This window comes from Segetibacter aerophilus, assembly GCF_007991655.1.
GTDB lineage: Bacteria > Bacteroidota > Bacteroidia > Chitinophagales > Chitinophagaceae > Segetibacter > Segetibacter aerophilus.
Genome location: NZ_BJYT01000001.1, coordinates 247,187 through 263,656, shown reverse-complemented (window position 1 = coordinate 263,656; position 16,470 = coordinate 247,187). Strand labels below are relative to the sequence as shown.

9 protein-coding genes are annotated in these 16,470 nt (G+C 41.0%); 4 read left to right on the top strand and 5 right to left on the bottom strand.

The features are described from left to right. Nucleotides 1-4 precede the first annotated feature (4 nt). The 3 genes from SAE01_RS01075 to SAE01_RS01065 all read left to right on the top strand — a co-directional run bounded on the left by SAE01_RS01075 (nt 5) and on the right by SAE01_RS01065 (nt 4,977). Complete coding sequence (locus SAE01_RS01075) at nt 5-1,330, top strand: M56 family metallopeptidase (RefSeq protein ID WP_147201679.1); 1,326 nt, start codon at nt 5-7, stop codon at nt 1,328-1,330. Between the two features lie 331 nt (nt 1,331-1,661). Beyond that, a complete protein-coding gene (locus tag SAE01_RS01070) occupies nt 1,662-4,697 on the top strand; it encodes a glycosyltransferase family 117 protein (RefSeq protein ID WP_147201678.1) in 3,036 nt (1,011 codons plus the stop codon). A gap of 91 nt (nt 4,698-4,788) precedes the next feature. Next, entirely contained in the window at nt 4,789-4,977 is a 189-nt protein-coding gene (locus tag SAE01_RS01065) for a hypothetical protein (RefSeq protein WP_147201677.1), read from the top strand. 46 nt (nt 4,978-5,023) lie between these two features. Here the strand turns inward: SAE01_RS01065 and SAE01_RS01060 are convergent, their stop codons facing one another. From SAE01_RS01060 to gldF, 5 genes are all read right to left on the bottom strand, one after another. Continuing rightward, nucleotides 5,024-6,058, bottom strand: a complete 1,035-nt coding sequence (locus SAE01_RS01060; RefSeq protein ID WP_147201676.1) for a toll/interleukin-1 receptor domain-containing protein — start codon at nt 6,056-6,058, stop codon at nt 5,024-5,026. Nucleotides 6,059-6,280: 222 nt separating this feature from the next. Beyond that, nucleotides 6,281-8,746, bottom strand: coding sequence for a bifunctional UDP-N-acetylmuramoyl-tripeptide:D-alanyl-D-alanine ligase/alanine racemase (locus SAE01_RS01055; protein ID WP_147201675.1), 2,466 nt, complete (start codon nt 8,744-8,746; stop codon nt 6,281-6,283). Between the two features lie 21 nt (nt 8,747-8,767). Next, complete coding sequence (locus tag SAE01_RS01050) at nt 8,768-9,742, bottom strand: TerC/Alx family metal homeostasis membrane protein (protein ID WP_147201674.1); 975 nt, start codon at nt 9,740-9,742, stop codon at nt 8,768-8,770. A 166-nt stretch (nt 9,743-9,908) separates the two neighbouring features. Beyond that, entirely contained in the window at nt 9,909-11,621 is a 1,713-nt protein-coding gene (gldG, locus tag SAE01_RS01045; RefSeq protein ID WP_147201673.1) for a gliding motility-associated ABC transporter substrate-binding protein GldG, read from the bottom strand. Between the two features lie 229 nt (nt 11,622-11,850). After that, nucleotides 11,851-12,573, bottom strand: a complete 723-nt coding sequence (gldF, locus tag SAE01_RS01040; RefSeq protein WP_147201672.1) for a gliding motility-associated ABC transporter permease subunit GldF — start codon at nt 12,571-12,573, stop codon at nt 11,851-11,853. A gap of 311 nt (nt 12,574-12,884) precedes the next feature. Here gldF and SAE01_RS01035 point away from each other — a divergent pair, with 311 nt between their 5' ends. Further along, entirely contained in the window at nt 12,885-16,358 is a 3,474-nt protein-coding gene (locus SAE01_RS01035) for an amidohydrolase family protein (protein ID WP_218029042.1), read from the top strand. Nucleotides 16,359-16,470 lie beyond the last annotated feature (112 nt).

The following is a 16,470-nucleotide window of genomic DNA, read 5'->3' as shown; positions in this document are numbered from 1 at the left end:
GATTATGCCCGTCTATTTCGAATACGCACTAAAAGTCTCTATCAGCCTCGCCATCGTTTTTCTGTTCTATACGTTGCTACTGAAAAGAATGACTTATTATAGATGGAACAGGTACTTCCTACTGGCGTCTTCGCTGCTATCTTTAGTTGTGCCGTTTATTAACGTGAGTGTATTCATACAGCCTAAGGAGCAGAGCGTTATTTCTCTTGTCAATGAAATCCCATCAATTCATGCAATTGAGATTGGTGCTGAAAGTAATAACGCGGGTATGGTGGTGTATTGGCAGATAGTTTCTGTTGTTTTTCTCCTCGTTTCCATTGCATTAGTTTTTAGATTATTAGTACAGTTTTTCTCAATTCAAAAAATCAAAGCACAGTCGACGGTGGTGGCTATTGGCGATGACATCGTTTACAACATTCCTCAGCAAATACTCCCGTTTTCTTTTTTAGATAACATCTTTATAAACGTCAATAACTATAGCGAGAAAGAACTTCATGACATCTTAAAACATGAGCGAATTCATGTGCAGGAGAAACACTCGTTAGACATGCTAGTGCTCGAGATCATTTGCGTTCTCAACTGGTATAACCCGTTTGCATGGATGATAAAAAAAGCGGTAAGGGAAAACCTTGAATTTATTGCAGATGATGCGGTAGTAACAAGGGGTGTGGACAGAAAAAGCTACCAGTACCTGTTGCTAAAAGTTACAGGCGAAATCCCTTCATCTATTGCAAGCAGTTTGAAGTTTTCTTCTCTGAAGACCAGGATTATAATGATGAATAAATCAAAAACATCTCAGCTGCACTTATTAAAATTTTCATTGCTCGTTCCCATGGTAGTTGTGTTGTTGCTTGCCTTTAGGAATAGCAAAGAAGTTGCCCCTAAAACAGATAAAGTAGCAAGTGTTACTACTGAGACTTTTACTTTAAGCACACTTACCTATTCTATCCCTGACGAAAAGGTGAAAGCAATCGTGGTACAAGAAAAGGATAAGTCGTTATTAAAGCCGGGCGAACTACTTAACCTTACACTTATTCAAAATGAGAAAGACAGGCTAAAGAGTCTTTTGGAAAAGAACGGCTATATCAATTTAAAGAGCAACGCAATCAGGTTTATGATTGACACGGCGTCGGTGGCGAACAGCTTCTCAATTGAAGTAAAAATAAACCTGGAACCAGGTATTGCAGCTATAAAAAGAAAGGACGCTATTTCAATTCGTAGCTACGGCAATGACCCAAAGCTCAATCGATTCTATTCCTTAGATCGCGCGATGAATATGGAGAACGAAAGTCGCTTCTATACTTCTTCAGCCATACAAACTTTCATCTAATCGAAAGTTAAAGAGCAGCTTTAAGAAATATAAATTCTGTTTGAAGAATCATGCTTACTAAAAGCTTGTTCAACAGGTGATTTCGCCTTACTATGAAACATTACAGCTCTAAAAGGTGAGTTAACATAAAATGTAAAAGTGAGTGACACAACGATGTCTAATAGCATTCCTATTGCCTGAAACCTACAACTACAATTCTAACTGTTTCGCGATGAAACCTAAATTAAAGAGCGGGTAACTACCATCTTATTTTTTGATCAAAAAACTCTCCAGCAACAACTTTCACTGCTGGATAAGGAAATCTATTGCCTAAAAAAATACAATAAACACAATGAATTATAGTCGTATTAATAACATTACAGGGTGGGTTGTTTGTATGATTGCTTGCACCGTGTACCTGCTAACAACTGAGGCTGGTGGAAGTTTGTGGGACTGCGGAGAACTCGTGAGCACCGCTTATAAATTGCAGGTTCCTCATCCACCGGGAGCACCATTGTTTGTATTGCTTGGACGTTTCTTTATTATCATTTTTGGCGATAATCCAAATACTGCCGCAAAAGCTGTAAACGTGATGAGTGCATTAATGAGCGGCTTTACTATTCTCTTCCTTTTTTGGACGATTACTCATTTCGCGAAAAAAATTATTCATCAGGGAAAACAAGCTCTACAAAGTAGCGATGTAATTGCGGTTATGGCTGCAGGCGCAGTAGGTGCGCTGGCTTATACATTCAGCGATTCGTTCTGGTTTTCCGCCGTGGAAGGGGAAGTATATGCACTAAGCTCAGTTTTTACGGCCATTGTTTTTTGGGCAATACTAAAATGGGAACATGCAGTAGACAATGAAACCCAAACTGGCATCAGTGCTGACAGATGGATCATCTTCATCGCCTTTATGATTGGCCTCTCCATCGGCGTTCACTTACTTAACCTGTTGACCATTCCCGCCATTGTAATGGTGTATTATTACAAGCGATACAAGCCGACAAAGAAAGGCGCCCTCATAGCTTTTGTTGTTGGCTGCATCATCACTGGTATTGTTCAAAAAGCTGTTATCCAATTCACGATTAACTGGGCCGGCTCTTTTGATGTGTTTTTCGTGAATAACCTTGGATGGCCTTTTTTCAGTGGCTTTATTGCTTTTTTTGTTTTGCTTGCCGGGTTGATCGTGTATGGGCTGAGGTGGGCAAAAAAGAAAAACTACAGCTTCGTTGGTTTGGGCCTCTGGTCGTTTGTCTTCATGCTGATTGGGTATAGCACATACATCACGACAATGATTCGTAGTAATGCCGACCCTGCTGTTGATATGTTTAATGTAGATAACCCCTTGAGTTTGCAGGGATATTTAAGCAGGGAGCAATACGGAGATTTTCCGTTGTTGTACGGTCAAAAGTTTACAGCAGATCCGATAGATTTTAAAGAAACTTCGACGAAGTATATCAAAACAAAAAACAAATATGCAGAGAATGGAAAGGATGGACATTACGTGTACGACGAAAACCAAATGATGCTTTTTCCCCGGGTTTGGGATGCAAGCAACGACCAAAATCACAGGGACTACTATGCTCAATTTTTAAATATTGGCAAGAACACGGACGGCACTTTTGAAAGAGATCCTGACTTTAGTGATAACCTGAAATTCTTTGTGAGCTATCAAACTTATTGGATGTATTTCCGCTATTTCATGTGGAACTTTTCGGGAAGGCAAAATGATGTACAAGGAATGTTTCCTGCAAACGTAAGAGACGGAAATTGGATTACCGGCATCCCTTTAATTGATAACCTTTTGTATGGCGATCAAAGCCTGATGCCCGACAGCAGTAAAAATAATAAAGCACACAACAAGCTGTTCCTGCTCCCATTTTTACTTGGAGCCGCCGGACTGGTTTATCAATATAGAAGATCAGGGAAAGATTTCAACGTAGTATTTATTCTCTTCTTTTTTACAGGTTTTGCTGTCGTGATCTATTTGAATCAGCCGGGCTACCAACCACGGGAAAGGGATTACGCTTATGTCGGTTCATTTTACGCCTTCGCTGTTTGGATAGGTTTAGGTGTTTTACCTGTTATAGCATGGCTGTCGCAAAAGCTGAGTCGAACCCTTGCAACGAATCTCGCAACTTTAGTTTGCCTGCTTGCAGTGCCTGTGCTAATGGGCGCGCAGGAGTGGGATGACCATGATCGTAGTAAGAAGCAACTGGCAAGAGATTCAGCAAAAGACTACCTGGAAAGTTGCGCGCCTAATGCTATTCTTTTTACCGGGGGAGATAATGACACCTACCCGCTCTGGTATGCACAGGAGGTCGAGGGCATTCGTCCGGATGTAAGGGTGGTGATTAATCCATTGGCAGGAACGGATTGGTACATAAATCAAATGCGGTATAAGATTAACCAGAGTGAGCCGGTGGATTTGATCTGGGGACCCGAACAGATACAGGGTCGCAAAAGAGACTATATCCGTTACCGACCATTACCGGGAATAAATAACAACCAGTATTTCGATCTGTACGACCTGCTAAAGAATTATGTTGGAAGCGATGACCAAAGTAAGATGATGCCTGCCGGCGGCAGTGATATGATCAATACTTTCCCGGTTCATAAAGTGTCTATACCAGTTGATGTTAATCTTGTAAAACAAAATGGAACAGTAAATGCAAAAGACACTGTGGCGAGTGAGGTAAGGTTTGATATTCCGAAAGATATTTTGATGAAAAATGACCTTGCAGTTTTGAATGTTATTGCGGCAAATAAATGGAAACGGCCAATTTATTTCACTACACAGTATGACGAGTTAGGGTTTGGTCGATACTTGAGAAAAGATGGAATGGCGTATCGGTTTGTTCCTGTAGAAGGCGACAACATTAATACTGATTGGATGGCGGATAAGCTGATGAACAAATTTGCAAGTGGTAACGCAAATATTCCGGGTGTTTATTTTGATGAACCTAACCGGCGTCAGTTGATTGCTATCCGCAGCTCCTATGCAGAACTCGCTTTTGACTTAAGCGCAAAAGGCAGGAAAGAAGAAGCAAGAAAATTTTTACACAAGGCAGATAAAATGATGCCTGAATACAATTTCCCCTATGGCCATATCAGTACAGGCAATATGCATAACCGGAACTCTTTGGCATTTTTAGAGGCATGCTATAGGGCCGACGCTAAAGACCTTGTGCAAACGGTAAGTGGGTCAATAAAAAAGGATCTTACCCAGCAGATTCGTTTCTACAATTCGTTAGAAGGAAATAAAGCAGAAGCGATGTTGATGGAAAAGAGCATGACTGAAAATCTTTTAAGCACAATGGATAAAATGCAGGAAATGTATACGCCGCGTTCGCAGGAAAACGGAGGTGAACAAATGAATTCAAAATAAGATGGAAAGGAACGGCAGCCTCACATAATGGGTATTTGACATTTGAACCTTTACTTACCCCTTTTGTTGTTTAGTCATAAAACAAATTATTATGAGCTTATCAACAAATTCAAAAGAACAGTCTGCAGATGACAAAGAACAAAGAGACGCCAAAAGGATAGAAACGAATAAGACCGATCCACAGATTACAGAGTTAAAAGGTTTTTTTGATCCTAAAGAGCCACTTGAAGAAGAAGGAACGATTAATCCTTTGACTGGTAATCCAAAAGATCCGGAATAATAACGACCTCCGCTTGCGACACATCTAAGAGAAAGGTTTAAACCTTTTAATCATCATTTCTTTTAAAGGTGAATGTGTAGATAAAAGGGTCAACCACAAAGTCTCCGGAAATAGGAGTAGAAACAGACAAGGTCACTTTAATGTTAAGAGTGTCTCTATCAATTATATGTAGGATTACAGAAGCAGGAATGGCACTATTATAGCCCGCACTAAAAGTAGTGTCTCCTAGCTTTTTTCCCCGCTCTGCTATCTTTGAAATTCTATATCGATTGGCTCCAATATCAATTCTCTTATCTGCAAAACGCATTTCATCTTTTAATTCGCATGATGCGCACTCTGCAAATCCATTTAAAATATCGAAAAAGGCGGTGTCGTTTGTTCGGAAATAGTAGAACTGAAAGTTGGTGCGGATCTTAACTTTTTTCTCCTCTGCCTTTTCAATTTTAAGATACCCTCTTTTTAATCTTGCATCGGGTTTAACATCAACTAACGTATAGTTACCTGCAAAGTTCTCTAGTGTATTTTTAATTTCTTCATTAGACCTGCTTACTGGTTTTTTAGTTTTTGTATAGAAAAAGACTGAAATAATAACTAGTAAAAAAACGGACATAACAATTTTCGAGGTCTTAGAGAATAAAAGCTTTGAAAACCTTTTAAACTTATCTTCTTCCTGATGTTCGTGTATATCTTCAATTGGTTCACTCCTTAGCTCATTTATTAGCATAGCTAAACCGGCATCATAGTCGGAAGTAAAATCAATATAGTTTAATCGCTTTATCCTAAAAGGGGTTTTACAAGTATGAATGGGTAGTGGTATTACTCTCTTATTTTGGTCAAGTGCATAGTAGACTTCATTTAAAACATTTGCAGACGTTACTGATTTTGTTGATTGAACAAACAACAGACAATCACATGTCTCCAATGCCTTTTCAATTTCAAGATCCCACTCTGATCCTGCCCTAATATCTTTCTGATCAATCCAAATATTAAAGCCCTCCTTTTTAAGATCAAGCGCAAGTCTTAATGAAAAATCTGAGGCATCTGTTCTCGAGTAACTAAAGAAGATTTTGTCTGAATTCATTGCTTGACTATGGCTAATGAAATGTACAGTTAAAAAGCCGAAATCTTAGCATTGCTCTTTTTTCTTCCCGAGACCAGCCTGCTATAAAGACTTAAAGAATTGAAGAAGAAATGAGAATAATTACAGAACAAAAATTGGTGGGAAATAGCTTGAATTGAAAAAATGCGGCTGAAGGGAGTGACACAAGGATGTTGAATAATATTTCTATAGCTTGTCACAAAACTATTCTTGATAATACTCCCGTTTAACACGCTGGCTCACACTCGTCATAATCTCGTAAGGAATGGTATCGCACAACTGAGCCAGTTTTTCTATAGGCAGGTTTGTACCAAAAATTTCAACCACGTCTCCCTCAGTTACACCCTGTACGTCGGTGATGTCAATCATCGTCATGTCCATGCACACGCTGCCGATTACAGGGGCAAGCGTTCCTTTGATAAATACGTGGCCAACACCATTTCCAAATCTCCTGTTGAAACCGTCTGCATAACCAATCCGGATGGTTGCTATCAAACTATCGCGCGTTACCAAACCTCTGCGACTATAACCCACAGTTTCGCCTTTTTTCACCGCACGAATTTGTGCAATTGTTGAACGTAATGTAGCTACAGGTTGTAGTGATAATACCTTTTCAGCACTACTATCAACCCCGTATAACCCGATACCTAACCGAACCAATTCAAACTGGTATTGAGGATAACGAAAAATGGCGGCTGAATTTGAAATGTGGCGGATAAAAGAATAGCCGATTGCGTTCTTTATTTGCTCACATACCTGCAAAAAAACCTCAGCCTGGTGCTGTGTAAATGCATCGTGTGCCGTGTTCTCGCTAGCAACAAGGTGACTGAAAACACTCTTTACTACTAATCGTGGATTTGCCGTCAGAAAGCGAATTAGATCATCTATATCTTCCACCTCGAAGCCGAGCCTGTGCATGCCTGTATCGATTTTAATATGAACAGGAAATTGCTGCAGACCTTCTTTTTGCAGGTAATCATTAAAGGCTTTAGAAATTGCGAAAGAATACATTTCCGGTTCGAGGTTGTACTCAACCAGCGATTGAAAAGTAATCACCTCCGGGTTCATTACCATAATCGGCATATGTATGCCTGCTTTGCGAAGCTCCACTCCTTCATCGGCGTAAGCTACAGCCAGGTAATCGACTTTGTGGAACTGTAATACGCTTGCCACTTCTGCGCTGCCGCTGCCATAACTAAACGCTTTCACCATTGCCATTACTTTGGTTGTTGGCTGAACATACCGTTGATATTCCTTCAGGTTATGCGCCATGGCCGACAGGTTTACTTCGAGTACTGTTTGATGAACCTTTTGTTCAAAAAGCAGGTTTATTTGTTCAAACTCGAAAGACCTCGCGCCCTTCAATAATATCACCTCATCCCGAAAACGAATATTAAGAAACTGGTGAATAAACGACTCTACTGAATTATAAAAGAAAGATTGAGGAATGGCATCTTGAAAAAAGGACTGCAAGGCAAGTAACCTTGAGCCTATCCCAATAAACTTCTGGACTTTATGTTGCAAAAGGGCCTGCAACACTTTTTGATACTGTTCGTCAGAACTTGACGTGTCACCGAGGTCGGAAAGAATAACGGTGGTAGCTTGGTTGCCTGCCTGCTGGTGTAGAAACTCAAGTGCCATTCTAAGACTGCTTAAGTCATTGCTGTAACTATCATTGATTATTGAACAATTATTGATTCCCCGCTTAAGTTGCAGCCGCATTTCGACCGACTGCAGCCGAAGCATCCGCTTCTTGATTACCTCCTCGTCTACGTGTAAGTACAACAGCAAAGACCAACAGGTAATTGCATTTTCAACTGAGGCATTATCTGTAAAGGGAATTGAAATCGAAACCGTTCTACCACTATAAATTGCTGCTATAACACTTTGCTTAGCAGTTTTTTCGATGTCAACAATTTTGAGGTCTGCGTCGCCACTTCCCCAGATAAAAAGATCTTCCTTTTTTCTTTGAGAAATTACCGAGTTAATAACAGTATCCTGGTTGTTGGAAACAATTGTATAAGCGCGGTGAAAGAGCTTCAGTTTTTCTTTTACTTTTTGCTCTTTACTCGCAAAACCGGCACTATGAGCAGCACCAACATTTGTGAGGATGCCGATGGTTGGTTGAATGATTTCTTCGAGCGCATCCATTTCTCCGACCTCTGAAATACCCGCTTCAAAAATGGCAAGCGTATGTGTCTCATTTAGTTGCCAAACACTTAGCGGAACTCCAATCTGTGAATTGTAACTCTTTGGGCTTCTAACAATGTTATAGTCATCTTGCAACAGCTGGTACAACCATTCTTTGACAATCGTTTTACCATTGCTTCCGGTGATGCCAACAACAGGTATTTGAAATTGCTTCCTATGAAATGCGGCTAACTTTTGCAGTGCTCTCAGCGGATCATCAACAAATAAAAAATTGGCGGTGGTAAAGTTGGATGCATCAAAATTTCGTGACACTATAAAGCTTTTAACGCCCGATTTATACAGTTCTTCAATAAACGTTTCACCGTTTCTTCTTGGGCTACTTAGGGCAAAAAACAAGGTAGATTCAGGAAAGACCAAACGCCGGCTGTCGATAAGCAGGAACTCAATTGTAGTAGCAGCGTCTGCGATTATTGCATCGTCGCTTATAACCCCGGATATTTCTTGAATTGAATATGGCAAGTCGCAAAATATTAGACTGTATTACAAATTTTCGGAAACGCCGCTGCGACTTTTCTTGTTTCTATACATGGAGAAAAGTATGGCCGAAACAAGACAAACCACAATCACAGCCAGGGAGATATAAATAGATATATGAATGTCGAAATATTCAATCAACATTTTTACACCAATAAAAACCAGTACTACAGCTATACCTTGTTGTAAGTAGCTGAATTTATCCACGGCCCCCCTTAGTAAAAAAAACAGGCTTCTTAAGCCTAACACTGCAAAAATATTAGACGAATAGATAACCAATATATCATCAGCCGAAAAAGGAACATCAGGACTTTCACGCACCAGTGACACCACAGTAGGAATGCTATCGAGCGCAAAAACAATGTCTGTAGCAGCAAGCATTACCACCACCATGCTTAAGACCGTAAAAAATATTTTCCCTTTTGATTTAATGATGAAACGTCCCTTAGGTTCTGCGTCTGTAAGGCGGAACATCTTGCGCATAAAAAGGTACACTTTGCTGTTTTCAGGGTGGTATTCCTCCTCCTCGTTTTGAAAAAAGAGCTTGAACCCTGTATAAATAAGGAATGCCCCGAAAAAATACATAATCCAATGAAAGCGATCGATAAGTTCGATACCCAAAGCGATGAATAGAATTCTAAAAACGATGGCCAACAGAATACCTATGAGTAAGGCTCGCCCGGCATCGGACTCCTTCACGTTGAAAAAAGAAAAAATAAGGATGAAAACAAAAATGTTGTCAATGCTCAGGCTCCACTCCATTAAGTACGCCGTGATGAATTTCGCAGCAACAATGCTACTTTTCTCGATCCATAGAAAACCAAAAAAAGCCAGCGACAAAGCAATCCAGAAGGCTGTCTGAAACAAGGCTTTCTTAATAGTGATCGTGGTATTTTTTTTACTCAGCAAACCCAAATCAAGCACCAAGGCAGCAACTAAAACAATGACGAAAGTTAAATAGGTGATCTGATTGACTGACATTGAAAAATATATATGAGCGACAAAAATACATTGAAAAGCCGGACTGAAATCTCAAGAAACAAGTCGAATAATTGGAACGCAAAGAGACAATTCGAGAGGCGCCCCGCGCTATAAAGGAAATTAATGGAAATAAGAAAAAGGCCAATAGAAGCTTCAAAGCTTGAAGCTACGCGGCGAAATCTCTTTTTCGTTTCAATTGATATATCCAACCAAATAACAACACAATTAAAATGGGCAACCCGATATTTATCAGCTGCCACAACGTCTTCTGATTGGTGATTTTCTCCTTGTCTAACAATCTCAGCGTAAAATCCTTGCTACGGCTTTCCAATACACCGTTGGGATTTACGAGGTAGTCTACAGCATTCATCAGAAACTCTTTGTTTGCAAAAGGATAATTCTCGTACTGCTGCACTCCCATTGGCAAAGCGCCTTCACTTTCGGTAACTACATTGGTTACGATGTCTCCATCGCTCACGACAATCTGTTTTCCCTCTTTGCTAGAAACAGGCAAAAAAGGTTTCGTAGTAGACATTGCGAGCGAGTCCCGTAATTCGTTGGTCAGTCTATTAGCAAATAGGGACGTAAATTTTCCTTCAAGTAAAACCGCAATGGGGATATAGCTTTTTGTAAACCGCCTCAAATCTTCTTCATTCTTCACGGACTGGAGACTAACGATAGCAGGTGTACTTAGAGATCGACTGTTAGTATCGCTTGCCAACAAGATTGTCTTTTTTATTCCGCTAGCCTTTACAGTATCAATCGACCCCGGAAAAATACTCAGCACATCGTCTAAATTTTTGGCAATGGGATGGGTAGATGGCGAACTGAGCAGCGGGTAGTACGGAAAGGGCAAGCGTTGTATTTGTGGCTGATTTCCTACCTGGCCAACCACCAATGGTTGTTTCGCTGATTTTAAATCCTGCACCAGGTCGCCGTTTATCCGAACGCCATATTTAAATAAGATATCATCGAGGTTCAGGTTTTTATCGAAAGCGACAAAGTCGGATTGAGCACGGAGCAGACTATCCATTTCTGCATACAACTTATCTACAAACCAGATTACGTTTCCACCGTGCATTACGTATTGGTCTATTTTCAACTTTTCAGCATCCGTAAATGCTTCAGCAGGTTTTACAATCAGGAGCGCATTAATGGTATCAGCGTCTAGTCTGCCCGATCTGACATCGATCACCCCAAACCTATAGTTCTTGCTCATCGTTACAAACAGGTCCTTAATCTTTCCGTTCGGAGGCAATGGTTCGCCATTCCCTGCGGCGTAAGCAACTATCGGAAACTCCTTTCTCGTTAGCTTATCTATCGCGTCAGCAAACTTAAATTCAAGTAGAGCCTCGCTGTAGTTCAGCGTACTTTCTTCATCCATTCCGCTCTTTCCGCTCGTTAGGTCAACAGGAAGCTGACGTCCACCGTACATCACGGTAGCCGCAGGAAAAATTAACCGCTCAGTTTTCTCTTCACCCTCTCTAGCCGTCACCTGGTTGTTGAATGTTTTAATGCCCATTTTTACCAAACTGTCATAAACCTGGTAACGCAACGTATCGGGCAAACCTTCTCCCGGCCTTATAAAACGGTACTGTAAGTTGCCCTTTGCATATTCTTTAAACTCACTTAGCAGCTCGTCGCTCGCCACGCTCAGCTTTTTAAAACCCGCGCTCAAATCACCTGTGAGGTAAACATCAATCATCACCGGCTCATCCAATTCTCTCAAAACCCGCTTAGTAGAGTTACTTAGAGAAAATCGCTTTTCCCTCGTGAGGTCAATTCTAAAATGTGTCAACGAAGCCACGTAGATCACCGCCACAAAGAGCATTGAAAGCCACAACCACCACCATTTATTCTTCAATAATTTTTCGCCCATTTTATTATTTTTTCCAATCTTTTTTTATACCCGGCTACCCAATTTCAATTAAGCATCGTTGTGTCACTCCCTTGTACTTTTAATTCTTTATTCACCGACCTCACTACCACGTGTAAAAAAAAGTAGCGTTTTTATAAACGATCGCTGCCAAAAAAACCACCCAACTTTAAACTAACGCTCCGCCGTTAAAGCCCAAAGTTTGCTGTTTACCCCTTCACGAGCTTGGGGTCTACCTCCTCCCTATATTTCTCTGGGTAATTAGCAAAAACAAGAAAATCACAGCTAGAAAATAAAGCACATCCCTCGTATCGATTACGCCCCTGCTGATACTTTTATAATGAAAATCGATACCTAACATTCCGATATAATAATCAGCACCATTAGCAAACACAGGAAGTTTACTAACTGCAGTAAATCCACTATACAGCAGAAAACAAACAAACGCCGCAAGGATAAAAGCGACAACCGTGTTATTAGTAAAACTGCTGGTACAAATACCAACCGCAGTATAAACCGCTCCTAACATCAATAAACCAATGTAACTGCCTACAGTGCTACCAACATCAATCCCTCCTTTCGAACTTAATTGCTGGATACTGACTGCGTAAATAACTGTTGGAAGCAAAGCCATCGCTACTACCAGGAGGCAGCCAAAATACTTGCCCCAAACAATTTTAGAAGGACTTAGCGGCAACGTTTTTAAGATTTCGAACGTGCCACTTTTGTATTCATCCGCCAGGCTTCGCATGGTAATGGTAGGCACAAGAAAAAGCATGATATAAGGAGCAAGGCTAAAAAAGTTGTCTAAAGTCGCATACCCAAAGTCAAGAATACTTGAGTCAGGAAACACAAATAAGAATAAGCCCATTAACAACAGAAAAAGAATAATGGCAATATAACCGGTAAGGCTGCTAAAGAACTGCCGCCATTCCTTCGTGCAAATAATCCACATAAATTCAAAACTAAGAATAAGAAAAGTAATAGCAATGTTATAACAGAGATAAGAAGAAGTATGAAAAAGTAGAGCGGTAACCGACCCAAATTATAGACTACAGGCATAAGGCAAAACCAGTTTTTCAATTAACGTGCGCAACAAGAATCCGTTTGTAAGCACCAACAATTTCTTCAAATAGCTAACATATGGGCTTTGGTAAAAATTAAACCAAAAACCTTTAAAGCTTAAATTGTCCGCACTATATTTAGCTCAGATTTCTCTCGAACAATTACTTGCCTCTTTGCTTTACCCAAATCTTTAAATCGTACATGAAACACTTGAAACTATTTGCACTTGTTGTAAGTGCGCTTACCGTAATGTTCTTTATGCAGTCGCGTGCATCATTTAAGCCCTTTGAAAAGATTGCACCTATCTTTAAAGACACCGTTAAAAAAGACACCATAATCTATGAGACGGTCAAAGGGCTACCATTAAAGCCTCAACGTAAAATCAATTTCACCACGTCCGAGGGCACATGGACATCACTTGACATTAGTCCGGATGGCCAAACCATTGTCTTTGATATGATGGGAGACATTTTTACAATACCTGTCGCAGGGGGCACGGCAACGTCCGTAATGAAGGGAATTTCTTTTGAGTCTCATCCACGATTTAGCCCCGACGGGAAACGACTGCTTTTTATCTCTGACAGGAGCGGTTCTGAGAATATCTGGTATATCGACTTCGAAAAGAAAGACACCGTACAACTAACGAAAGAGAAGAGCCAGGATTTCGCCAATGCGACCTGGACACCCGACGGGGAATACATTGTTTATTGTAAGGGAAGACGCATCCAGCAGTTGTATATGATCCACAAAAATGGTGGTAGTGGGGCTCAACTGACAGATGCTCCAAACATAAAAACAATAGATCCTGTTGTAAGTGCAGACGGCAGATATATTTATTATTCCCGAAGAACGGGTTCATGGAACTATAATGCGCAATTGCCACAATACGAGTTGGGCCAGTACGACCGGGAGAATGCAAAGACAGCAACTATCACCTCCAGGTATGGTTCTGCATTTACGCCCGCAGTATCAAAAGATGGAAAATGGATGGTATATGGTAGCAGGTACGAAGACAAAACCGGTCTCATCCTGCGCAACCTTCAGTCGGGAGATGAGAAGTGGCTGGCATACCCGGTCCAACGGGATGACCAGGAATCAATTGCCACGATGGGTGTGTTACCAGGGATGGCTTTTACTCCGGATAGTAAAGCGCTACTTGCTTCTTACGGCGGCAAAATGTACTCAATACCCGTTGATGGTTCAACACAAAAAGAAATCCCTTTTACTGTAAACCTGCAGATGGAGTTAGGTCCAAAAGTGATGTTTCAATATCCTGTAAGTGATACCCTGAAAACTTTGGCTACCCAAATTCGCGATGCTGTTCCATCGCCTGATGGAAAGAGACTAGCTTTTACAGTGTTGAACAGGCTATATGTGATGGACTATCCGACTGGTACTCCAAGGCGTTTAACAACAAACGAATTTACTGAAGCACAACCTGCATGGTCAAGAGACGGAAAATCGATTGTGTTTATTACCTGGGCGCCAAAGGGTGGCGACTTGATAAAAGTAAATACGACGGGAAAAGCAGTTCTTCAAAAGCTTAACAAAGAGCCCGGCGTTTATCTTAACCCCATATTTAATAACGAAGGCGATAAGATTGTTTTCGAACGGAGTACGAAAGAGCAATTCAAAGAGGCTGTTGGGCCTGGCTTTAATATGTCTCAAGATGAAATCTGCTGGATACCTGCTGCAGGAGGAGACATAAAAGTGATCGATAACTCTCGTGGCAGAAGTAACCCGCATTTCGTGAAGGGCCAAGACCGCATCTATTTAAACAACAGCACCGGGGACCTCCTGTCTATACAATGGAACGGGACAGATGAAAAAACAATCGCCCATATCACGGGCATTACACCTTATGGCTTTGCTGAACGTTCTTCCAAATATTCTGCTGCATCAGACAATTGCCTGCTTCCTGAAAATTTAGTAACGGAGCCTGAAGTAAAACCCAATACCGCTGATCAAATTACCATGTCTCCTGAAGGAGGTCGTGTTCTGGCACAAGTAAGCAACGAGATTTACATGGTTAACATTCCGAGAACGGGCAAACCAGTTAATATTTCTTTGGCAGATCCTGCAAGTGCACAGTTTCCTGCAAGAAAGGTTACAGACTTAGGAGGTGAATTTGCAAACTGGGAAGCTAATGGTAAAAAGATACATTTTAGTTTGGGCAACGGGCACTTTGTATATGATGTTGATAGAGCCGAAGCGTTTGAAGACAGTCTGAGAGTTGCAAAAAAAATTGAAGACAGGAGGAAAGCTGACTCGCTCGGGCTTCGGGGAGACACGATGAAATCAAACAGGATAATTGCAAAAATAGACTCACTCAAAAAAGACCTGAAACCAAAAGAAGACCCAAAATATAAGGCAGAAGAAAACCAGGTTAAAGTCTACTACACAAAAGATATCCCAAAAGGCGCGGTGTTAATTAAGGGTGCCCGGATAATAACAATGAATAAAGAAGAGATTATCGAAAACGGAGATATACTGGTAGAAAATAACCGCATAAAAGCAATTGGTAAAACTGGCTCGCTAAACGCTCCGGCAACTGCCCAGGTAATTGATGCTGCTGGAAAGACTATCATTCCCGGCTTTGTTGATGTACACTCGCACATGTGGCCGCAATGGGGTTTGCACAAAAACCAAATCTGGATCTATGCTGCAAACCTTGCTTATGGCATTACCACTACCCGTGATCCTCAAACAGCGACGACCGATGTACTAACTTATGCTGACATGGTAGATGCAGGTATGATGGAAGGTCCTCGTGTGTATTCTACCGGTCCTGGAGTTGGATACTGGGCCTACAACATAAAAGACTCAGCCCAGGCCGAAAGTATCCTGAAGCAATACAGCAAGTACTTCCATACCAACTATATAAAAATGTACCTGACCGGAAACCGGCAGCAAAGACAATGGATTATAATGGCGGCAAAAAACCAGCGCCTTATGCCTACGACAGAAGGGGGTCTTGATATAAAATTAAACCTCACAAACCTGCTTGATGGCTATCCGGGGCACGAACATTCCATCCCCATTTATCCTTTATATAAAGATGTTGTAAAAACAATTGCTGAAGCGAAAATGACAGTAACACCCACTTTGCTGGTGTCTTACGGAGGCCCGTGGGCGGAAAACTATTTCTACGAAACAGAGAAGCCCTATCATGACGCGAAGCTGCAATATTTTACTCCTTACGAGGAACTGGCAGAAAAAACAAGAAGACGTGGAAGCTGGTTTATGGATGAAGAACACGTTTTTCAAAAGCACGCAAAATCAATGAAATCTTTGGTTGAAAATAACGGTCTTGCAGGAATAGGAAGTCACGGTCAGCTTCAAGGCTTAGGATATCATTGGGAAGTTTGGGCAATGCAATCAGGAGGAATGAAGCCACACGATGCATTAAGAGTGGCAACCATCTTAGGGGCTACAGGACTTGGTCTTGATAAAGACCTTGGAAGTTTAGAAACTGGTAAACTAGCAGATTTAATCATTCTTGATAAAAATCCATTAGACAACATAAAGAATACAAACACTATCAAGTATGTAATGAAAAACGGCCGGTTGTACGACGGTAACACTTGTGATGAAGTGTATCCAATCAAACACACACTTGTAAGAGAAGAATGGAAATATGAAAAACCGGCGGTGAATACAACAGTGAAAGAATAAGAAACTTCAACGATACTTACAGCGGCAGCTATTGACTAATAGCTGCCGTTTTTTTTACCCTTTAGTTGCTTATTGTTGCCATAAGCTTTACATGTTTTTAATAGCGTTTTCA

Coding starts and splice junctions, on each gene's coding strand:
- SAE01_RS01075 (WP_147201679.1), top strand. CDS start 5: ATGCCCGTCTATTTCGAATACGCACTAAAAGTCTCTATCAGCCTCGCC.
- SAE01_RS01070 (WP_147201678.1), top strand. CDS start 1,662: ATGAATTATAGTCGTATTAATAACATTACAGGGTGGGTTGTTTGTATG.
- SAE01_RS01065 (WP_147201677.1), top strand. CDS start 4,789: ATGAGCTTATCAACAAATTCAAAAGAACAGTCTGCAGATGACAAAGAA.
- SAE01_RS01060 (WP_147201676.1), bottom strand. CDS start 6,058: ATGAATTCAGACAAAATCTTCTTTAGTTACTCGAGAACAGATGCCTCA.
- SAE01_RS01050 (WP_147201674.1), bottom strand. CDS start 9,742: ATGTCAGTCAATCAGATCACCTATTTAACTTTCGTCATTGTTTTAGTT.
- gldG (WP_147201673.1), bottom strand. CDS start 11,621: ATGGGCGAAAAATTATTGAAGAATAAATGGTGGTGGTTGTGGCTTTCA.
- gldF (WP_147201672.1), bottom strand. CDS start 12,573: ATGTGGATTATTTGCACGAAGGAATGGCGGCAGTTCTTTAGCAGCCTT.
- SAE01_RS01035 (WP_218029042.1), top strand. CDS start 12,885: ATGAAACACTTGAAACTATTTGCACTTGTTGTAAGTGCGCTTACCGTA.